The sequence below is a fragment of the Pirellulales bacterium genome, assembly GCA_019636335.1.
In the GTDB taxonomy this organism is placed as follows: Bacteria; Planctomycetota; Planctomycetia; order Pirellulales; family JAEUIK01; genus JAHBXR01.
Genome location: JAHBXR010000037.1, coordinates 1 through 22068, shown reverse-complemented (window position 1 = coordinate 22068; position 22068 = coordinate 1). Strand labels below are relative to the sequence as shown.

General features: G+C 62.6%; 14 protein-coding genes. 7 read left to right on the top strand and 7 right to left on the bottom strand.

Annotation, left to right across the window (positions count from 1 at the left end; all coding sequences use genetic code 11):
• Positions 1–179: 179 nt before the first annotated feature.
• From KF708_23440 to KF708_23420, 5 genes are all read left to right on the top strand, one after another.
• On the top strand, positions 180–926 hold the full coding sequence (locus tag KF708_23440) for a (Fe-S)-binding protein (GenBank protein MBX3415659.1): 747 nt from the start codon (positions 180–182) through the stop codon (positions 924–926).
• On the top strand, positions 923–2293 hold the full coding sequence (locus KF708_23435) for a lactate utilization protein (protein ID MBX3415658.1): 1371 nt from the start codon (positions 923–925) through the stop codon (positions 2291–2293). The genes KF708_23440 and KF708_23435 overlap by 4 nt, the downstream gene beginning before the upstream one ends.
• Before the next feature lie 7 nt (positions 2294–2300).
• Positions 2301–2891 (top strand): LUD domain-containing protein, encoded by a 591-nt coding sequence (locus KF708_23430; protein MBX3415657.1) that lies wholly within the window; start codon positions 2301–2303, stop codon positions 2889–2891.
• A gap of 96 nt (positions 2892–2987) precedes the next feature.
• Entirely contained in the window at positions 2988–3737 is a 750-nt protein-coding gene (locus KF708_23425) for an SDR family oxidoreductase (GenBank protein ID MBX3415656.1), read from the top strand.
• A 539-nt stretch (positions 3738–4276) separates the two neighbouring features.
• The gene (locus tag KF708_23420) at positions 4277–8416 is read left to right on the top strand and encodes a S8 family serine peptidase (protein MBX3415655.1); all 4140 of its coding nucleotides are present in this window, start codon (positions 4277–4279) and stop codon (positions 8414–8416) included.
• Positions 8417–8501: 85 nt separating this feature from the next.
• Here KF708_23420 and hmpA read toward each other — a convergent pair whose 3' ends face one another.
• Positions 8502–9749, bottom strand: a complete 1248-nt coding sequence (gene hmpA / locus KF708_23415; GenBank protein MBX3415654.1) for an NO-inducible flavohemoprotein — start codon at positions 9747–9749, stop codon at positions 8502–8504.
• Positions 9750–9880: 131 nt separating this feature from the next.
• Here hmpA and KF708_23410 point away from each other — a divergent pair, with 131 nt between their 5' ends.
• Entirely contained in the window at positions 9881–10315 is a 435-nt protein-coding gene (locus KF708_23410; GenBank protein ID MBX3415653.1) for an Rrf2 family transcriptional regulator, read from the top strand.
• 85 nt (positions 10316–10400) lie between these two features.
• Here the strand turns inward: KF708_23410 and KF708_23405 are convergent, their stop codons facing one another.
• Together KF708_23405 and KF708_23400 are read right to left on the bottom strand one after the other, a co-directional pair.
• Entirely contained in the window at positions 10401–11798 is a 1398-nt protein-coding gene (locus KF708_23405) for a glutamate decarboxylase (protein MBX3415652.1), read from the bottom strand.
• Between the two features lie 156 nt (positions 11799–11954).
• A complete protein-coding gene (locus KF708_23400; protein ID MBX3415651.1) occupies positions 11955–13685 on the bottom strand; it encodes an amidohydrolase family protein in 1731 nt (576 codons plus the stop codon).
• Between the two features lie 315 nt (positions 13686–14000).
• Here KF708_23400 and KF708_23395 point away from each other — a divergent pair, with 315 nt between their 5' ends.
• Positions 14001–14861 (top strand): hypothetical protein, encoded by an 861-nt coding sequence (locus KF708_23395; protein ID MBX3415650.1) that lies wholly within the window; start codon positions 14001–14003, stop codon positions 14859–14861.
• Between the two features lie 43 nt (positions 14862–14904).
• Here the strand turns inward: KF708_23395 and KF708_23390 are convergent, their stop codons facing one another.
• The 4 genes from KF708_23390 to KF708_23375 form a co-directional block, all read right to left on the bottom strand.
• Complete coding sequence (locus KF708_23390) at positions 14905–16224, bottom strand: DUF1501 domain-containing protein (GenBank protein MBX3415649.1); 1320 nt, start codon at positions 16222–16224, stop codon at positions 14905–14907.
• Positions 16224–20003 (bottom strand): DUF1553 domain-containing protein, encoded by a 3780-nt coding sequence (locus KF708_23385; GenBank protein ID MBX3415648.1) that lies wholly within the window; start codon positions 20001–20003, stop codon positions 16224–16226. The genes KF708_23390 and KF708_23385 overlap by 1 nt, the downstream gene beginning before the upstream one ends.
• Before the next feature lie 242 nt (positions 20004–20245).
• A complete protein-coding gene (locus tag KF708_23380) occupies positions 20246–21226 on the bottom strand; it encodes an RHS repeat protein (protein MBX3415647.1) in 981 nt (326 codons plus the stop codon).
• 537 nt (positions 21227–21763) lie between these two features.
• A partial coding sequence (locus KF708_23375; GenBank protein ID MBX3415646.1) for a hypothetical protein occupies positions 21764–22068 on the bottom strand: 305 nt, incomplete at its 5' end.

The window sequence follows — 22068 nt, the reverse complement described above, 5'->3', positions numbered from 1 at the left end:
ACTCTGGATCGGGTGGGTACCACCGATCATTTTGCGGAGCAAACGCACCACATTTATTGAACGCCAAGTTGCAAAATGGTTGGCGCCCCCCGCCGCTCTACGACAGGCGTTTCGCATGACGCCGCGACCGCGTATCATAATCGATAGTCCCAGCCAGCCTGCCACTCCCCGCCTGTTGCATGTCCAAAGTCGGTCTCTTTATTCCCTGCTACATCGACCAACTCTATCCGCGCGTCGGCCTGGCCACGGTCGCGCTGTTGGAAGAGTTCGGCTACGACGTGGAATTCCCCGAGCAGCAGACCTGCTGCGGTCAGCCGATGGCGAATACCGGTTGCACCGATCAAACGCGACCGCTCGCCGAGCGGTTTCTCGAGATCTTTCGCCCGTACGATTATGTCGTCGCACCCTCGGGCAGTTGCGTGGCGATGGTCCGCTGCCATTACGACGAGTACCTGGCAGGCAAGCCTGGCTTCGAGGAGCTGAAGGCGAAGACGTTTGAGCTGTGCGAGTTTCTTATCGACGTCTTGAAGCTCGAAAAGCTGGACCGGCCGTTTCGCCATCGCGTGGGTTTGCATCAAAGCTGCCACGGGTTGCGCGAGCTGCGGTTGGGCCGTTCGAGCGAACTGATGACGCCTCCTTTCAACAAGGTGCGGCAACTGCTGCAACTGCTCGAAGGCCTGGAACTCGTCGACCTGGCCCGCCCCGATGAATGTTGCGGCTTTGGCGGCACGTTCGCCGTCTCGGAAGAGGCGGTTTCCTGCATGATGGGGCTGGATCGGATCCACGATCACGAAACCGCCGGCGCCGAGATCCTCACGGCGAACGATATGTCTTGCCTGATGCACCTCGAGGGGTTGATTCGCCGGCAGCGGAAACCGTTGCGCGTGATGCACGTGGCCGAGATCCTCGCGGGGTATCCGGCATGAATCACGCCGCCCTGGCCCGCGAATTCGTCCGTAACGATTCTCGCGCTCACTGGCACGACGAGACCCTCTGGTTCGTGCGCGCCAAGCGTGACAAGGCGGCCGAGACGCTGCCCGAGTGGGAAACATTGCGCGAGTGCGCCTCGCAGATCAAGGCCCACACGGTGGCCCATCTGGCCGAGCTGCTCGAGCAATTCGAGCGCGAGGCGACCCGCCGCGGCGCCGTCGTGCATTGGGCGCGGAACGCCGCCGAGCACAATGAGATCGTGCTGGGTCTGTTGCAAGAGCGACAGGTGCGCCGGCTGGTAAAGAGCAAGTCGATGCTCACGGAAGAGTGCCACCTGAATCCCTTTCTCGAACGGCACGGCATCGAGGTGGTCGATACCGATCTCGGCGAACGCATCGTGCAACTGGCGGGAGAGGCGCCGAGCCACATCGTGCTCCCCGCGATTCACCAGAAGAAAGAAGACGTCGGGCGCATCTTTCACGAGTTTCTCGGCACCGAGGCCGGCGCTACCGATCCTAACTACCTGGCCGAGGCCGCCCGCCAGCATCTGCGCGAGAAGTTCCTGGCGGCCGAGGCGGGCTTGACCGGCGTGAACTTCGCCATTGCCGAGACGGGGGGGATCGTCGTCTGCACGAACGAGGGGAACGCCGATCTGGGGGCCTCGCTCCCCAAGTTGCACATCGCCTGCATGGGGCTCGAGAAGTTGATCCCACGGACCGAGCACCTGGGCGTCTTCCTGCGGCTGCTCGCGCGTTCGGCCACGGGGCAGCCGATCACGGCCTACACGTCCCACTTCCACGGCCCCAAGCCTGGCGGCGAACTGCACATCGTGCTGGTCGACAATGGTCGAACCGACATTCTGGCCAGCGACGAGTTTCGCCGCTCGTTGTATTGCATTCGTTGTGGGGCCTGCATGAACACCTGCCCGGTGTTCCGCCGCAGTGGCGGACACAGCTATGAAACGTCGGTGCCGGGCCCGATCGGTTCCATCCTTGCGCCCACGCGTAATGCCGGAGAGTATTACACCCTGCCGCACGCGTGCAGCCTGTGCGGTTCGTGTACCGATGTCTGCCCGGTGAAGATCGACTTGCACCATCAATTGCTCACCTGGCGGCGCGAGCTGGCGCATCGCGGACTGCTCTCGCGTCCCAAACGTTGGGCGATGCGAGCGGCAAGCGTCGTCTTTCAGCATCCTGCGCTGTACCGAGCGCTAGGCAGCGTCGCGCGCGTGGTAGTGCCCCGCTTGCCGCGTTTTCTGGTCTACAACCGGTTGAATTCTTGGGGACGCCAACGCGAGCTGCCGGAGTTTCCTGCCCAGAGCTTTCGACAGCAGTTTCGCGCACGCCGTCATGAGCAACAGTAAAGCCACGATTCTTGCCGCCATTCGCGCCCATCAACTGGGCGAGGCCGCGCTGCCGCGGCTCGACCGCGATTGGATTCGGTACGACGATCCTCTCGCCCAGTTCACGAAGCTGGTCGAGAGCGTCGGCGGACGTGTGGTATTCATCGATCGCGAGGCCGAAATCGAAAGCCATCTGGCCGAGTTGCCTGCCTATCAGGGGGCGAAGCAGATTGTGTCCTATGTCGGAAGCATCGCGGGCAATATCGATCTGGCGACGATCGACGATCCGCACGAGCTCGAGACGGTCGATTGGGCGATCCTGCCAGGAGCGTTCGGCGTGTCCGAAAATGGCGCCATCTGGGTCACCGACGAACAATTAAAGCATCGCGTGATCTACTTCATCACGCAGCACCTGGTGCTCGTGCTGCCGGCCGACCAGATCGTCCATAATCTGCACGAGGCGTACGCCCGGCTGCAGATCGGCACGTCGAGCCAGGGCCTGTTCATGTCGGGGCCTTCGAAAACGGCTGATATCGAGCAATCGCTGGTCATCGGCGCGCACGGACCGCGTTCGTTGACTGTGTTCTGCGTCCGGCCTGCGGCTGGTTTGCTGGGCTAATGGGCGCGCTCTGCGCCGTAGTGACCGCGTGCCGGTCGGTGGATTATCTTGAGTAGTTGCACTGTCGCATGACCATTGACTTTGGGAGTTGCCTGCATGCCTGTCGAACGAGTCGCCCTGGTTACGGGCAGCGGTAAACGCCGCGTCGGCTCCTACGTGGCCGAGGCCCTCGCCGCGCGCGGTTATGCGATTGCCATACACTATTTGCGTTCCGCCCACGATGCCGCCGAATCGGTCGATCGGCTGACCCAAGCGGGCGTGCGAGCGGCGGCGTTTCAAGCCGATCTTGCCAGCGAAGTGGCCGTGCGTGAGATGGTGTCGGCCGTGCTCGAACGATTTGGCCGCCTCGACGTGCTCGTCAACTGTGCGGCCATCTGGCAGCGCAAGCCGCTGGAAGAGGTGACCGCCGCCGACGTGCGGCTCCATTTCGAGATCAACACGCTGGGGACGTTTCTCTGCTCACAGCAGGCGGGGCTCGTTATGGTCAAGCAGCCCGAAGGGGGCTCGATCATCACCGTGGGAGACTGGGCCGAAGCCCGTCCTTATTTGAACTACGCGGCATACTTTCCTTCCAAAGGTGCCGTCACCACGATGACGCGCTCGCTGGCCGTGGAACTCGGAACGCGCAATCCGCGGGTGCGCGTGAATTGCATACTACCAGGTCCCGTAATGCTACCGCCCGAGCTGCCAGCCGCCGAACGAAACGAAGCGATCCAAGCTACTTTGGTCAAACGGGAAGGGAGCCCGGAAAATGTCGCCCAGGCGGTGCTGGCCCTGATCGAAAATGACTTTATCACCGGCGCTTGCCTGCCGGTGGACGGTGGCCGCACCATCTACGCGCCCTAGCGGCCGTGGTTCGTGCGACGGAACAATGCGAGGTGGATGCGCAGCGATCCTCACTCGCAGACGGCGGCTTGCCGAATGACACGCACGGACTGGCGTGTTGCTCTGCGGGGGTGCCTCGAACGATCGACTTCGGCGCACCCGCAATGCCAAGTGAGTTACTGTGATATTAGGTGTGTATTCCCTGATAGCGCAGGGTAATCACCCCTCATGTGTGTTGCACATGAATGCAAGTGTTCTTGAAGAATGCGCAAGAGTTTTGCGAAATATGCGCGTCGAGTGACAACTGTGTGTCACACCCATCGCAAGTAGTCGCACAATTTCTTTGACAATCGCGTCGCAAACGATAACTTCAGCGGCGCTTCGCAGAGACGACGTCTGATTGATGCTCTGCGTTATTGCGCGGGGGGAGCGAGGGCCCGCGCAACTTCTAGCGATTCGCGTGGCAGTGGGCTTTGCTGCCGAAGCGGGTGGGTGCCTTCGCGTCGGGCCGTTGTACTTTCTGTACCAATCACGCGACGTTAACCCAGGGAGTCAGGACGATGGTATGGCCTCTTCGAGCGACGCGGCGACAGAAACGCAGCTTTACTTGGCGATCGACGGTCGGTCGATTGTCGAAACCGGCGATTGCGTGCGAGCCCCTGGAAGAACGCCGCATGCTCTCGCTGACGACGTTCCTGGAGGACGAGATCGTCGTTTCGATCAGCAGCTCGCAGAAAGTTGCCGCCACGGAAGTCTCGAGCTTCGTGCAGCAATTCACCTGGCCGAGCTGGGCGGATAGTTCCGTGCTCGATTCGGCCCAGTTGGTTTTGAGCCATCCGACCGATCGCCTGGGAGGGAAGACGCTCGTCAAGCTGACGCTGCCCCAGGGTGTCTCACCTGCCGTGGCCGCGGCCGAACTGGCCGGCCTCTCGTTCACCGATTGGAGCTCGGGCGTTGCCTCGGTCGAGAATCCGACCTTGCTGATTCCGAACGACCCGCTCTTCTCGGAACAGTATCACCATGAAATCATGCAGAACATCGACGCCTGGGACATCACGATTGGCAGTCCCGATGTCGTGGTCGCCGTGCTCGACACGGGCCTGACCTACGCGCATCCCGATCTGTACATGAGCGTGATGATCAATGTGAATGAGATTCCCAGCGATATTCTGACGAATCTGGTCGACGTCGATTCCGATTCGAAGATCACGTTCTACGATCTCAACGACAGTTTGAACGCGGCCTACGTCTACGACTTCAACGGCACGGGCTACATCGACGGCCACGACCTGCTCGACGACTCGCGCTGGGTGAATTTCGACGATGAAGATGGCAACGGCTACAACGATGATCTTCTCGGCTGGGATTTCCTGCTCGGCATCAATAACGTGAACGACCGCGGCATGCACGGCACCGCGGTGTCAGGCATCATCGCGGCCACCATGAACAACAACACGGGAGTGGTGGGCACGGCGCCCGGCGTGCGCATCATGCCGTTACGCGTGGGGCATCCGTTTGGGATCGACTCGGCCGACGTGGCCGCGGCGTTGGTCTACGCCGCCGACAATGGCGCGAAGATCGCCAACATGAGCTTCGTCGTCAACGAGAACGATCCGATTCTCACGGCCGCGCTCAATTACGCCTACGACGCCGGCATGATCATCGTGATCGCCGCCGGCAATTCGGACGAAGAGTACGTCAACGGCGGCCTCTATTCGCAGGCGCTCCACGTGGCGAGTACCGGACCGGGGGATCTCCGCAGCGACTTTACCAGCTATGGCGCATTGATCGACATTTCCGCGCCGGGCGAAGATTTGATCGCGCCAGACTATCCCGGCCCGCTCGGCTACGACTCGGGCGACTACGTGACCGCCAGCGGCACGAGTTTCTCCGCGCCCAATATCGCCGCGGTGGCCGCGCTGATCTGGTCGGTGAATCCCTCCTGGACGCGCGAACAAGTCGTGGCGCAGTTGATCGTCACGGCCGATGCCATCGATGGATTGAACCCCGGCTATGAAGGGCTCATGGGAGCGGGACGCGCGAACACCTATCGGGCGATTACCGAGAGTCCGGTCTTCGATCCCATCACGATCGATTCGCTGACGAGCAGCCCGGGTAATCCCTTGGCCGAAGGCATTCTGAGCGACGTCATCCAACTGCGGATGAGCGGTCAAGTCGACCTGTTGGCGTTCAACGACTCGGCCAATTGGGTGTTGCGCGGCAAGGGGGCCGATAATACCTATAACACGCTCGACGATCACATCATCCCGCTGATGGCCGACGTGCGCGGCCGCGTGGTAACCTTGACGTTGCTCGACACGCCGTTGCCCGGCGCTTACGAGTTGCGCGGTCTGGCGTCCGATCTGGTCGGTGCGTTTGGCGAACAACTGGATGGCAATGGCGATTCGACGGGAGGCGACGACTTTGTCTACGAGTTCGTCGTGTCGGACTCGCTAGTCGGCATTGCCGCGCCCGCCCACGGGCGCGCGGGGAATATCTCGTTCGATTTCACGGTGGATGACGCCACGCCAACGATGCCCGAGGAATACTCCTACCGCATCGACTGGGACAACGACGGCATCGCCGATTACTCGGTGACCGACGACGATACGCTGACCGTCGTCCACAGCTTCGATCCGGGCACCTATCTCGTCCGCGTAGTCGTCGAGGATTCGAACGGCGCGTTGAGCACGATCACCCATGCGATTCACGTCTTCCGCACGCAACTCGTCGGAACCGAAGCCATCTGGGAGGGAAGTGGCGGCGACGATGAGGTCGAGATCGAACAGACCTCGGCCACGACGGTGCAGATTCGCACGACCAGGCTCGGTGGCATCAGCGTCAGCTACGTCGATAACTTCACGATCGGCGCCACGGGCACGGTGAGTGCGTATAGTGGAGCCGGCAACGACGTGATCGACGCTCGCGGCGTCACGAGCTTCGCCACTACCCTCGAAGGGGGCGCGAATGACGACACCCTGTACGGCGGAGCGGGCGACGACCATCTGCACGGAGAGGGTGGGCACTTCGACGGGTATGCCGGCAACGACTGGCTCTATGGCGGCGCCGGCAACGATCAACTCGAAGGAGGCAACGGGGCGGATGTCCTTTTCGGCGACGATGGTCTGACGACCGTCTTCGGCGCCCAAGGCAACGATACGTTGATTGGTGGCGCCGGCGACGATGTTCTGATCGGCGGAGGGGGCGACGATCATCTCGAAGGTTGGGCCGGCCGCGACGTTCTGCTCGGCGACTATCTGCCTGGCCTGGAGGGACCCAATTCGGGCAACGACACGCTCATCGGTCACATGGGCGACGACACCTTGCTGGGAGGCGATGGTGACGATTTGCTCTACGCCAACCGGGTCGACGGGGCCGAGGGAGATGGCGCCGAAGGGAACGATCAACTCTACGGCGGCAACGGCAACGACACGCTGCACGGTGGCCCCGGCCACAACTGGCTCGATGGAGGCGCCGGTGACGACTTCATTCAGGCCAGTGTCGAATCGCTCAACGGCAGCGCCGGCATCGAAACGCTGATCGGCGGCGCTGGCAACGATACGCTCGTCGGTGGCGACGCGGGCGACCTGCTCTATGGCGACTACGCGGACGGCCCCGGTGACGACGAAGGAAACGATCTCCTGATTGGCCTAGGCGGAAACGATACCCTCTACGGTGGTGGTGGAGACGATACGCTCGAAGGCGGTGCCGGCGACGACGAGCTGTTCGGCGGACAGGGCGATAATGTCTTCCGCTTCAGCCGGAGCGACGATTCGATCGATCTGGGATCGGATTACGTGGTGGCCTCGTCCGATCTCGACATGCTCGACTTCAGCGAGTTTGCCGCGGCGATTACGGTCGATATCTCGCAGACCGTTGCCGTCTCGCAGTCGGGGTTGACCATCACGCTCGACGATCCGGAGACCATCGAGGCCATTTACGGCACGCCGTACAGCGACTCGATCACCGGCAACGACGCGCAGAACCTGATCATCGCCGGCGATGGTGACGACACGATCACAGCCGGTGACGGTGACGACGTCATCTTTGCCGGAGACGGTCACGATCTGGTCGACGCTGGCGCCGGGAACGATCTCGTCTATGGCGACGGCCTCGAAGGGGATGGCGCCGAAGGAGACGATACCCTGATCGGCGGAGCCGGGAACGACACGCTCTATGGCAATCTGGGGAACGACTCGCTCGATGGCGGCGCCAACGACGACCTGCTGTTCGGCGATGGCGGCGAGGGTACCGAGAATCCTCTGGATGGCGACGACACGCTCATCGCCGGCTCGGGCAATGACGTCCTGGTCGGTCGGGGAGGCAACGATTTGTTGCTGGGCATCAGCGGCTCGAACCTCATGATCGGTGGTTCTGGCGCCGATACGATCGTGGGAGGCACGGGCACCGATCTCCAGATCGCCGGCTATACCGACCATGACGGCGACGATCTAGCCCTGCTCGCGATTCTGGCCGAATGGTCGAGCGGCAACTCGTACGCCACGCGCCTGAGCAACCTCGAAAATGGCGGTGGCCTCAACGGCAGCTATGTGCTCGACAGCGATACCGTCTTCGACGATGGCGATGAGGACGAACTCACCGGAGATACCGGTCAGGACTGGTTCCTCTACTACGTCGTGGATGACACGCTCACCGATGCCGAAGTCGGTGAGGTGAGCACGAATACGCCTCCGGTCTAACCGAAAATGGCGCGATAAACCTTGGGGCGGCGCGTCGGTGGCCCTTGCAGCCACGACGCGCCGCCTTTTCTATTTTCGAGAACGCTTATATCGCGGCGTCCGCGGGGTTGGTGGTGATCTCGCCTCGCGGACCGAAGAATTCGAAGTGGATGCGATCTTCTTCCACCCCCAGTTCCTGCAACGCACCATAAATCGTCTGCATGAACGGCTTCGGTCCACAGAAATAGAACTCGGCGCGCTCGTAGGGGACCCACTGCTCGAGAAAGTCACGATCGATCGTGCCCGTGCTGTCGCAATGCGCACCTGCCGTGTCGTCGGCGAGAGGCGCGTCGTACATGATGTGCGTCGTCACCGGCACGCCCTGCTTCGTCAAAGCGCGCACTTCCTCGGCCAGGGCGTGTACGTTGCTGTTGCGGGCCGCCTGCAGGAAATAGATCGGCGACTGCACACCGCGATGGATAAGCGACTTCGCCATGGCCAACAACGGTGTCACGCCGATGCCGCCGGCCAGTAAGACGATGGGGCGGTCGGTCTCAACATCGGCCGGAATCGTAAACTCGCCGCAGGGCGGACCAATCTGCAAGCGATCACCCACGGAGACCGAGTCGTGCAGGTAATTCGAGACGAGCCCCTCGGGGGCTTGGGCCGCCGGGGCCGGCTCGCGCTTTACGCTGATGCGAAAGTGTCCCACGCCCGGCCGGTCCGACAGACTGTAGTTGCGCGGCGACGTCGGCACGGTCGGATGATCGATCTTCACCGTGATGTATTGCCCCGGCTCATAGTCGGGCACCGATCCGCCATCGGCCGGTTTCAAATAGAAAGAGGTCACCACGTCGCTCTCGCGCACCTTGCGGTCGACGATAAATTCTCGGTAACCGTTCCAACCGCCGTCGGCCCCCCGCTGCTGTGCATAGATCTCTCGCTCACGCTCGATACAGACCTGGGCGAGAAACTCGTAGGCCTCGACCACCGCGGCGACGATTTCCTCGGTGACGGCGTCTCCCATCACCTCGCCAATCGCGGCGAGCAGGTGCTTGCCCACAATCGGATAATGCTCGGGTTGCACGCCGAGCGAACAATGCTTATGCGCGATAAGATTGACTGCCGGCCCCAAAACTTCGGGTTGATCGATGTTCGCGAAATAGGCGCAGATGGCGCCGGCCAAGGCTTGTTGCTGTCCTCCCGAAAATTGATGAGCTGGATTGAAGTACGCCTGCACCTCGGGATTCCCCTCGAACATCCGCCGATAAAAGCAGCGGGTGATCGTCTCGGCCTGGGCGGCAACGGCTGGGGTGATGCTCTTGATGATCTCGATCGACTTGGGGCTAATCATGTAACTGTTCCCCATCAAAGGGTTTGGGTTTGACGCAGTGCCGGGTGTCGGCATACGCCGGAACGTATACATGAAGGTATACGTTGAATTATGTATGTCAAGATGTAGAATAGAGCGGAGGGCCAATTTTTATGCTTAGCAAGACCGCCGAGTACGCCCTGCGCGCCATGATCTGCCTGGCCGGCACCCCCTCGCATCCGGCTTCGGCCGATTCGCTTGCCGAGCGTACGAAGGTCCCCCGACGGTATCTGCACCATGTGCTGCAGGACTTGGTCGGAGCGGGGCTCGTCCGTTCGAGGTCAGGACCGGGGGGGGGCTATGAGTTGGCGCTTGCGTCAGCAGAGATTTCCATTCTCGACGTCGTCAACGCGGTAGCGCCGATCGAGCGGATTCGCGAGTGCCCCTTGGGTCTGCCCTCGCACACGGAGCTTTGCCCGTTGCACCACGAGCTCGATTGCGCCTACGCAGCAACCGAGGCTGCCTTTCGCAACGTGACGCTGCAGCAGATTTTGGATTCGACGAGCCCCATCGTGCCGCTGTGTAACGTCACCGGAGAAATGAAGTAGGCCGATCTTGAGGAGGCCGTTCTAGCGAGACGGTCTGTATCGACCGGCGAGGCTTTGCACACGGCATGGTATCGATCGACAGCGACTAATGGTGAAAGCCCGAGGCCTCGGCCGCCGTGAGCGGTTTTTGGATCGGGTGCTGGCGGAAGTAATCGATCGCGCGGCCGATGTCGTCGATCAGCAGCGACGCCAGATCGCGGCTCGTCCCGTGCCGTACCAGGATGCGTTGAATCACCAGGTCGCTGCAGTTTGGCGGCAACGAATATGCAGGAACCTGCCAGCCGCGCACCCGCAAGCGATCGGCCAGATCATACAGGCTGAATCCCGGCTCCAGACCGTCGCGTATTTTCCAGCACAAGGCCGGAATACCGCGGGCTGGATCCCCCTTGAAGAGCACCTCGAAGAGCCCCAGCTTTTCGATTTCGCCGGCCAGGTACTGGGCATTCTCGTAGCAGGCCATGTGGATCTTGCGGTAGCCTTCTCGGCCGAGTCGCAGGAAGTTGTAGTACTGGCACACGACCTGTCCGCCGGGACGCGAGAAATTGAGCGCGATGTCGCGCATGTTCCCGCCGAGATAGTTGACCCAGAAGATGAGCTCCTCGGGCAAGTCGATCGCTTCGCGCCACACGACCCACCCGACACCAAGTGGCGCGAGCCCGAACTTGTGTCCCGAGCTGTTGATCGACTTCACGCGCGGCAGGCGAAAGTCCCAGGGGAGATCGGGCGCGCAGAAGGGAGCGAGAAAACCGCCACTGGCGCCGTCGACGTGAATGGGAATATCGAGCCCGCGCGATTGTTGCAATCGATCGAGCGCCGTCGCTACGGCCTGAATCGGCTCGTACTGGCAGGTGAAGGTCACCCCCAGCGTGGGAACGACGCCGATCGTGTTCTCGTCGCACCGGGCCAGCACTTCTTCGGGGGTCATGAGCAGACGCCCCGGTGTCATGGGGATCTCGCGATGCTCGATGTCCCAATAACGGGTGAACTTGTGCCAGCAGACTTGCACGGGACCGGTAATCAGATTGGGCTTGTCGGTCGACTTGCCGACGGCACGACGCTGGGCCTGCCATTGGCGTAGCATCGCCATTCCGCCGAGCATGGCCGCTTCGCTCGAACCGGTCGTCGAACAGCCGATGGTGTTCGCCTCGGCGGGCGAGTTCCATAAATCGGCCAGCATGTGGACGCAGCGGGCCTCGATCTCGGCCGTCTGCGGATACTCGTCCTTGTCGATCATGTTCTTGTCGAGGCACTCATCCATCAGCCGATGGACCTCGGGCTCGACCCAGGTCTGGCAGAACGTCGCCAGATTCTGACGCGAGTTTCCGTCGAGCATCAGCTCGTCGTGAACCACCGAGTAGGCGTGCCGCGGCTCGTGCTCGGACGCGGGAAAACGATACTTCGGCATGCTGACCGAGAGATCGGCTGAGGCGTAGACGTCGTCGTCGAACTGGTCGCGAATAGAATCCTTCTCGTGCAAGCCCATGATCGTCTCCTCCTGAAATCATGTGATGCCGGCTTCGTCATGCGGGCCGATGAAGACTGCCACGAAGCCCGCAGGTGAGCGAATCGAGTCGCGCGGGGCGACTCGAGATGAGCATGAGTGCCCGGTAGCCGCAAGGCGCCGACGGTCGAACGCGACCTAACGCGTCGAGCGTAGTAAGCGTCCGTATTTTGTTTGCCCGAAATCGTCAGCGAAGTTTCCATTCTCGAAGGCGATTTTGCCGCCGACGAGCACCTGGCGCACCACGCCGTCCGAACGTTTCACCATGCGCATGGCGCCGTGGAATCGTGGGTCGTTTATCTCCAGCGGTTCGGAGAGCCCCGTCTTGAGCTGGATGGGATCGATCACGGCGACGTCGGCATGCTTGCCCGGCACGAGCGTACCGGTGTCGAGTCCGAGCCACTCGGCCGACAATCCGGTCAGCTTGTGAATTGCTTTTTCGATCGGCATCACCTCGGGATTCAGCACGACCTGCTGCAACATTTGCAGTCCGCCATCCTGAAATGCCATGTTGCGGGCGTGCGCGCCCGAGTCGTTGAAGCCGGGCAAGGTCGTGGGATGCGCAAAGATGAAACGGCGCTTGTCGGGCCGATCGTTCGTGACCACCGTCTTCCAGCGGACGGCCGTATCGTGCTCGGCCATCAGGTCCATGAAGTAGACGATCGGCTCGGCGCCCGTTTCTTCGGCCACCTGCTGAAACGACTTGCCCACCTGGCCCGGGATCGGCGAAGCCACGATCCACATATCGTCCAGGTTGCGATGGAAGAGCCGCTCGCGGGTCGATTCCCAATCGGCGCGGAAGGCCGCACGGTATTGGGGATCGGAGAACATCTGCCGGCGCTCGTCGGCCGTGGCGCTGATGGCCACGACCCCCGTGGGAAATTCCTCGAACAGCGGCGTAAAGACCCCGTCGCAGTAGTTCAAGAAGGGTTCGGCCAGCGACTGCCAGCGGATATTCGAGCGCAACAGGCCGTTGAGCACCGTGGCGCCGAGCGTGGCGATCTTGTACACCTTGCGGTTCGTCTTCACATCCATGGCGGCCACGATCGTCGTGCGCAAAGGCTTGCGCAAGACGCCCGTGCTGAGCATGGCGATCGTCAGCACGGTTTTCTTGTTCAGGGCGTTCGGCGTGGCCTGCAGGATGCGATCGCGCTGGCGGACGACGCTCGCGAGCTTGCCATATTCGCTGGGCGCGGCATGCTGCGAGGGGACCGAGATGCCGCAGAAGGGCTCTCCATCCATGCGGTGCCAGGGCAACAGGTCGATCGACATGCCCAGGTAACCTTCGTCCATCGCCTCGGAGACGATCCCCTGCATCTGGCGGATCTCGTCGGTCGTGGCCTTCGAGACCCGCAGGCTGCGCTCCATCCCCATCACGTGTGCCCGCACGCTCGAATGGCCGATGAAGCTGCTGACGTTGGGTCCGATGGACAACGTCTCGAGATGGTCATAATACTGGCGGACATTCTTCCAGGGGATCTCTTCGCCCAAGAACTGGGCCAGCACGTCGCGCGGCAGACTCTCGACCCGGCAGAACAGATCGAGCACGTCTTTGAGGCTGCCGATGGCGGCCGACAGCGAGCAATTGCCCATCACCACCGTGGTCACGCCATGACGCACCGACTCGTCGAGCCCCGGGATGGCCTCGATCTCGGCGTCGTAGTGCGTGTGGATATCGAGCATGCCGGGCATCACCCAGCAGCCCTGCGCATCGATCTCGCGACGGCCCTGCCCGGGCAGACGGGGCGCGACCTGCTTGACCTTGCCGTCTTCGATGGCCAGATCGGCCTGCACGCCCGGCTTGCCGGTGCCATCGAAGAAGAGTCCCTTGCGAATGACGACATCGTGAGCAGCGGAAGTCGCGATCACACTGAATACCCGTACCGGCCGAAATGGGATCCCTGCTTCGCGAGCAATACCCGCGGGACAGCCTGGGGCCGAGCCACGCTCTCCGAAGCCGTTAGTGTCGGCACATCCCCCGCCGGAGTCAATTCGGACTGTGGGGATTCGCCCGGGTTTTGCCGCAAAGTGTGGTGCGGCCGGCGCGGAACGGAGTGACCACCAGGCGTGGGCGAATCGTGACCTATACTTGGCGCAAGCGTCGCGCCAGGCCGTGGGAGCGGTCGGACGAACGCCCTACGAGCAAGTAGACTTCCCCCCCTATTGCGACCTGGGAGCAGCGGCATGTTTCAACGCATTCAGATCGGTTGGCAGCTTACAAAGCAGAGCTTTCAGGTCTTGAAGACGGAGAAGAACCTCGTCATCTTTCCGCTGCTCAGCGGCATCGCCTGCGCGCTCGTGTTGGCCAGCTTTGCCTTTCCCCTCTGGTTCAGCGGCGCGTTCGAATCGTTCGCGCATCACCGGGGCGAGACGCCGGCCGAGCAGCTTCCGCCGTGGGCCTACGTAGTGATGTTTGCCTTCTATCTGGCCAACTATTTCGTCATCATTTTCTTCAATTCCGCGCTCGTCGCCTGCGCGGTGATTCGCTTCGACGGTGGCGACCCCACCCCCGGCGACGGGCTGAACGTGGCCTGCGCGCGGTTGCCGCAAATCTTCGGTTGGGCGCTCGTCGCCGCCAGCGTGGGCATGATCTTGCGAATGATCGAATCCCGTTCCGAAAAGGTCGGCATGTTCGTGGCCTCGCTCGTCGGTATGGCGTGGTCGATCATCACCTTCTTTGTCGTGCCGGTAATCGTGGTCGAAAAGGCCGGCCCGATCGCGGCCCTGCGCCGCTCGACCGCGATCGTGCGCAAAACGTGGGGCGAATCGCTCACCGCGAACGTGGGCGTGGGAACGATCACGGGCCTGCTCATTATTCCGGCCGCTCTCCTCATCGGCATCGGCAGCGCGCTCTTGGGTGGCCATCACCTGGTCCTGGGAGGGACCCTGATCGCCGTGGGAGCTGCCGCCGTCCTGGTGATCTCGCTCGTCGCTTCCGCCCTGAACTCCATTGTGCTGGCCGCGCTGTATATGTACGGAGCGACGGGGCGCGTGCCCGGCGCCTTCGACGAATCGCTGCTGCAGGACGCGTTTGCTCAGAAGTAGTATTCACGCGCGGCAATCGCGGCGGCCATGCGTGCCGCTAGTGCTAGCCGAACAGCGGTGCTATCGGCTGCCCCATGTCGGTGATGGGCACGGGGCGATCGCCGTCGTAGAGGTTCTCCGAGTAGTCGATCCCGAGCGCTGCATGGATGGTGGCGAAAAAGTCCGGCACGCTGACGGGATGCGAGACGATCCGCTTCGACAATTCGTCCGTCTCTCCATACGCGCCGCAATGCCGCAAGCCGCCGCCGGCGAGCACGCAGCAAAACGTGCTCCCCTGGTGGCCGCGGCCACCACCGCTGTCGAACTCGGGCGGGCGTCCGAACTCGGTCGTCACGACGATCAGCGTCTTGTCCAGCAGACGCTTCGATTCCAGGTCGGTAAGGAGCGCACTCATCGCCGTATCGAGTTCCTGAATCAGGGCGTGCTGCTGCAGAATACCCTCGTTGTGGACGTCCCAGCCGGCTCCGTTTAGGAAGTTGAGGTTGTGCGATACCTCGATGAACCGCACGCCACGCTCCAGCAGCCGGCGAGCCAACAGGCATCGTTGTCCGAACTCGCCGCCGTAGCGAACGCGCAGCTCGGAAGGTTCTTCCTCGAGGTTGAAGCTCCGCATGAAGCTCGGTCCGCTCAACTTGAGGCTTTGCACGATCGCCTCGTCATAGTTGCGCAAACGCTGATCGTCGGTCTCGGTTTGCGATCCGCGCAAGTGGCCGAGGAGCTTTTGACGCCGCGCTTGTCGCTCGGACGTGATACCCGCGGGACGCGTCAGTCCGGCCGGTCCCTGGTTCGTGTCGGTAAGATAGAGGTAACCGGCGCGCGCGCCGAGAAAGCCCGACCCGCGCGAGACGTTGGGGTAGCCGATCAACACGTAGGGGGGCACACCATCCTCGACCGCGCCACGCTGCTGCGCGATGACGGAGCCCAGCGACGGATAGACCACAGTTCCGCTCACGGGCCGGCCCGTGTGCATGCGATTCGTCGCGGCCGCGTGTTCGTCAATCACGTCGTGATGGAGCGTCCGCACCGCGGTCACGCGGTCCATGAGCGGCGCGAGCTGACGCAAATGCTCGCAGACGCGTACCCCGGAAACCGCCGTTTCGATGCTGTCGTAGTACGAGCCGGCGAGCTTCTTCGTCGGATCGCCCAATCGTTTGGGGTCGAAGGTGTCGCAGGCCCCCATGCCCCCTCCCAGCCAGATCGACACGACATGTTCGGCCTGCCCCTGGAGCAGCGGTGCGCTCAGCGCCGGGCGAGAGCACGTGGCGAGCGCCGAGACGGTCGCGGCCGTTTTGAGAAACTGCCGGCGGTCGATCGTGCTCGATGGAGGGACGGAAACGTGCTGCTTGGCATTGGCTTCATTCATCAGGGCAACCACACGAATTCGCGAATATTGATGATGCTCCACACAACGTCCTCATACGCTTCACGCCATGCGGGGCGCAAACGGCCGTCCGCGGGTAATCCGCTCCGGGCACGGCGTTCGAGCTCGAGCGCAATCGTCGAGGCATCCGGGCTGAGGTGATTCGACCAGGTCACCCGCGGTAACGCAGCGGGGGACGCGGGGGCTTCAACTTCGCTGGCGGGAACGATTCGTTGCGCGAAACCTTCGGCCAGCGTGCTCGCCAGCGGAGCGCGTTCGGCATCGCTGGGCAAGCGGCTCACATAACGTAGAAAGAGACGGTCGACCAACGTCTCGGGCGAAGTGGCCACGACGGCCAACTCGGCCAAGCCGCTCCCCTCGACGGCGCGCGTGAGTAGAACAGAGGCCGTACTGTTGGCCATCACGCCCGGCTGCAGCACGTTGGGATCGGCCTCTCGATCGGTGCGCGGATTCTGCCGCGCGCCGCTCCAGCCAAAGGCCTCCATCAGGTCGGCCAGGGCCCGCGCGCGCGGCAGGCCAAGACTCGGCCGATCGCGCTCGTTGGCCAGATCAGCCAGCATCCACGCGCGACGCGGCACCCCCAGCGTCAGTCGATTGCTAGCGGGGCGGCGACCGTCGGGATCGAACGTCAGCTCTTCCACGTCCAGCGGCTGTCCCGACGCGGCGACCAGCGAATCGACGACTTGCTCGGCCGATAGACGCCGGCGATCGGGCGCCACGAAGAAACGCAGCTCGGGATCGGCCGCCGCGTTGTGGCCAGTCGCCCGACGTTGATAGACCTGCGACGCCAGGATAAGACGAACCATGTGCTTGATGTCGTAATCGTGCGCGATGAATTCGTTGGCCAGCCAGTCCAACAGTTCGGGATGACTGGCGGGATGCCCTTCCCAGTCATCGGCCGGCTCGACGAGCCCCGCGCCCAGCAGCCGCCGCCAGATGCGATTCACCACGACCTTGGCAAAACGTCCGTTCTGCGGCGCCGTGATATAAGCGGCCAATCGCTCGCGCGAGTCGCCGGGATTCTGCATCAGACCATCGAGCGAGCCCTCTGTCGGCGTTCCGGCAATCTCCGCGAAGGGCCAGGTCGGCGTGATCTCTTCGTCTGGCTCGAGCGTGACCTGGATCAGCGATTCACGCGACTTCTGCTGGAAAAATGCGGCAGGCACGCGGCTCGACTTGGGCACTGTGACGGGCTTGCGGGCCAACATGGCCGCCAGCGAGTAAAGGTCGCGCTGGGTCGTGCTGTGGTAGGGCGAGTCGTGGCAGCGCGCGCATTGCAGTTCGATACCCAAGAACGCCGACGAGACGATCTGCCCCTTGGCCGCCAGCGGCGCGTCGTTGTCCCCCGCAATGCCAAAACCGGCGCTCCCCCCGGCGTGCGCGTTGCCGCGCAGCAGAATCAGTTCCGTAACCAGGCGATCGAACGATTTGCCATCGCGCAGCGCATCGTAAAGAAACCAGCGGAACGGACCGGTCGTGTTGAGGCTGCTGTTGATGAGCGTCGGATTCTCGGCAAGCACATCTTGCCAGTAGCTCATCCAGTGATCGGCCCAACGATCGTCGGCCAACAGTCGGTCGATCCACTCGCGTCGCTTGTCCGGCGAATCGTCTGCCAGGAATCGCCGCAAGTCGTCTTCTTGGGGCGGAACCCCCACGGTGTCGAAATACAGTCGCCGGAGAAACGCCGCATCGTCCAAGAGGGCCGGCGCGGCGACCTCCTCGGCCGTCACGGGGGGCGCGGGCCACACAGCGCCCGACGCGATCCACGACTCGAGCGCGGCGATCTGCTCCTCAGAGAGAGGTTTTCCGCCGGGGGGCATCCGCTCGTCCGGATCCTCCGAGCGAAGGCGACGAATCAGTTCGCTGTCGGCAACGCTGCCAGCCACGATGGCCGCCAGTCCCGAATCGCCACCGGCGAGGGCATCCTCGCGCGAATCGAGACGCAGGCCGCCGTTTTCTTTTTCGCCGTGGCAACGCAGGCAGTTGTCTCGCAAGACGGAGAAAATCTGCTCGTGAAATTGCTGCGCCTCGGCCAGGGGCGTCTTGGCCGCTGCGGCCAAGGCATGTTCGATCTTTGTGGCGAGGAACGCGTCGATGGCCGAAGCGGCCGTGCCGGGGACGGAGGGTGCCGGATGCTGCCGCGCCCAGTCGCGGGCCGCATCGTGCCGTTTCTGCCAGAACGAGTCCTGGCTCGCGGCGGCAGCACGGCGATGCTCATCGTCGAGCGCCGACAGCGCCCCCTCGCTGCGCGCCAGTGCGGCCGTCACGTCGCTATCGGTCAGGTGAATGGGGGGCGACTCCGGCAATTCGGTTTGCGGTGTCTGTTGGGACTGCGGATCTCCACCGGTCGGCAATACTAGGAACGACCGGCCATCCGCCGACTCCACCGCCACGCACAGTTCTCCAGGGTCGACGCGAAATTTCGCGCCCCCGATCAACGTTTCGAGCACGACGCGGCATTTGCCATCGCTGCCGATCGTCGCCTCGCCGAGTACCTCCTGCTGTCGATGTTCGGCACTGCGCAGACCCGGCAACGGCGGCGGCGTGATGGGGGTGATCGGTTCCTCGCCACTCGGCGAGCCGGCCACCGGCTTTGCGCGCGCCACGACCACTCCGTTGACCCACAAGCGGCTCAGCCCGCGCACTCGCATGATGAAACGGTGCGTGCCCGGCGCCAGGCGAATGTCGGCCGCCAGCCGCGCGAGCACGGGCGCTTTCCATTGATCGCGAATGCCCCAGTCATCGAACCGCACCGGCAGGCGATCGAACAGCATCGCCTCGGCTTGCCAACGCATCGTCTCGGTGGGAAGCGTCTCATCCTCGTTCAACCAGCGATCGTGCGTCGGCATGCCTTCGTGGCAGGCGACGAGGACTTGCCCGGCGGGGAGTTCGCCCAACTCGGGCATCACTTCGGGCGCCGGCTTGGCCATCACTTCGACGCCTGTGAAACGATAACGCGATTTCATCGCCGACTCGTCCACGATCTGGCGATGTATAACGATGGAATCGAGCGCGCCGCGAAAACTATTGCTCGCTGCTCCCCGCAGTGCCGAACCGATCCAGATCGAGTCGTTATCGACGACGGGGGCTTCCTTGGTCGGACCACCCATGTCCCATACGCCCACTTCCGCCTTGCCGTCGATCCAGCCCCGGATGCTCTCCGGTTCACCAAAGCGGTACGAGACGGCGATGTGGTGCCAGGTCTTGCCCGGCTTGAAACCGTTCTTCGTCGTCCAGCGATGCCAGTGCGCGTCGGAGTTTCGCTCCTCCTCTTTGGGCGGCGTGGCGAAGAGAAAACTCACCCCCGCCTTGCCCTTGGTCTCGCGGACGCGGAGCGCCCAATTTTGATTGTCGCGGGCAAAGCCCTTCGAGCCGGTGCGCCCCTTGCCGATGACATAGACATTCTCGCGGCGTCCCAACTCGCTGACCTGCACCCAGGCTTCGAGCGTGATCGCGTCGCCGGTGGTAAAGTCGAACGGGCTTTGCACGCCCGGATCGTCGAACGATAGATACGCCCCCTCGCCGTCGAGCTTAACCGCGGTGTTATTCGGCTCGAAGTCGGGATAGTCGGGCGGCCGCGGTCCCGGCACGTCGCGATGCACGCCACCGTTCATCTTGAGTGGCGTGGTCTCTTCGGCGCCGAAATCCCAACGGGCGATGATCGTCTCATCGGCTAAGGCCGGCAAGGGCGAGATCAACACCGCGACCAGGGTCAGGAATACGACGCAGGTCGCAGGCAGGGCTATCGGGCGAGCGGCCATTCGTGTCAGGGTGGGCTGGGAGCCAAACGCACCTGGCGAGCGCTCGGCAAGCGGCGTTACTTGGCAGGTAGTCGGGACGAGATGCGAAGACGCCCCGGTGACCAGACTCACTATTGTTACATGCCGCAACGCGACGCAAAACCCAATTTGCGTTCTTTCGGCTATTGGCGCATCGTTTCTCCCGGCGACGCGCGCGAAGCTGCACTGCTAGTGCTCAACGCCTGTCGGCGTCAAAGGATGATCTACGATAGCCGCCCCGCGTCGTCGTAGAGGTAGCTCGTCTCCTGCCCCAGTCCGGTGGTGACGCTCGTCAAGCGGCCCGTGGCGTCGTAGCCGTAAAACTCCTGCCGGTAGGTCTGGAGGTCGGAGCCGAGGATTTTGGCTTCGCTCAGCCAGCCGCGCTGCGGATGGAAGCGGTAGCTCGTGATCGTGTATTCCGGATCGAGGACCGACGTGAGGCGGCCGCAGGCGCAGTAGTCGTAGACCCACACCGGGCGGTCCGCGTCGCCGTGCGCCGTCGGATCCGGGTCGGGCTCCCACCACTCGGTCAGCCGATCGAGCGCGTCGTAGACGTAATCGGTCCGACGTCCCAACTCGTCCAGGCTGTGGGTCATGACCCGCGTCTCTGCGTCGTAGAAGAACTGCCGCGTGCCGGCCACCGCGCTCCCCGCCCCGAAGGTGATGGCGCTCACCAAGCCCGTCGCGCCGAGATAGTCGACGTCGGTGACGCGGCCGTCGGGATCGGTCCGCGTGTCGAGCAGGCCGGCGGCGCCGCTGCTGGTGTAGGTGTAGCTCGTCGTCAGGTCGTCGACGGCGGGCAGGTTTACATTATCGAGATTCCCGATCGCCCGGCGCACTTCCCGCACGTTGCCGGCGGCATCGCGGAGATATACGGTGTGGCGCGCCCCCTTGTCGAGATGCCGGACGACCAGGTTGAACTCGTCCTCGTAGTGCCACTCCTCGAGGAAGGACTGCGCGCCCCCCACCGACTGCACGCGGACGAGATTCATGCGATGCCCGGGCCGAGCGTCGTAGAGGAACTGGACTATCAGCGGGCCGCGCTGCGGGCCCGGCGCGGGATCCGCCGTCGTGATCTTCGTCACCAGGCCGTCGGCATTCCGCTCGTACGTGGTCCTGTGCCCCAGCTCGTCCGTGTATTCCGTCACCCCAGCAAAGCGGTCGAACTGGTACTCCTTATTCCACGCCAAAACCTGTCCAGTCATTGAACTCCACCTCAGACTTGACGGCATGCCGGCCGACATTGAAGATGCACTTGGCAGATCCGGTGCATCCCGCCGAGCGCGCATAGCTTGTCTGCCCTCGCAGTGAATTGGTGCCGATATGGGCAATAATCCGTATTCATCGCCCTCCTCGAATCAAGAGCTTCGAAGAGACGTCAGACCTGAGAGACCCTCAAGGCAATGGCTTTGGCACTTTGCTCAAATTGCTTTGCCGGTGACTTGGTTTGCGCTATCAGTGGTAACAAGCACGTATGCCGACAATATTCGATCTGGTCGTCCCATCGGCATGATTCTGGGGCAGCTTGCAGTGGTTGCTGTAGGCAGCACTGCTTCGCTCGCGTGCCTGGCTTTGTGCCTCAGGCGGTCTTTATGGTATCTAGTAACCGCACCGCTTTGGCTGTATTTCATCACAGAGCTTCTAATTGTTCTAATTAAGATCCGCTTATTGATTTCTTCCTAAAAATATGGCATGTTGCGCGCAACAATCGCCGCTCATTCTTGTCGCTGCATAACGCGTTTCTACCATCCTAGTAGATATTTCCACACCTCCCAGCTTGGAAAAAAGCCGGGATTGCCTTTGGGTGTTGTTAGTGGATCGGTGCGCCGTTCGTACCAACCGCCACGGCATTTTGCGACTTCGTCGGGTGTCGTGAGCTTTGCCCACGGCATATAAAGACCAAACGGCAATGGATGATTTGCGATGCCATCGATTGTTCCGCCATCGATGTAGAATATTTGCCCGGATTTCCAAAACGTTACTTTCAATGCTGCATGCTCAGACCACCCTGGCATCGGCGGATCTCCGGTAAATCCGAATTCTAGGT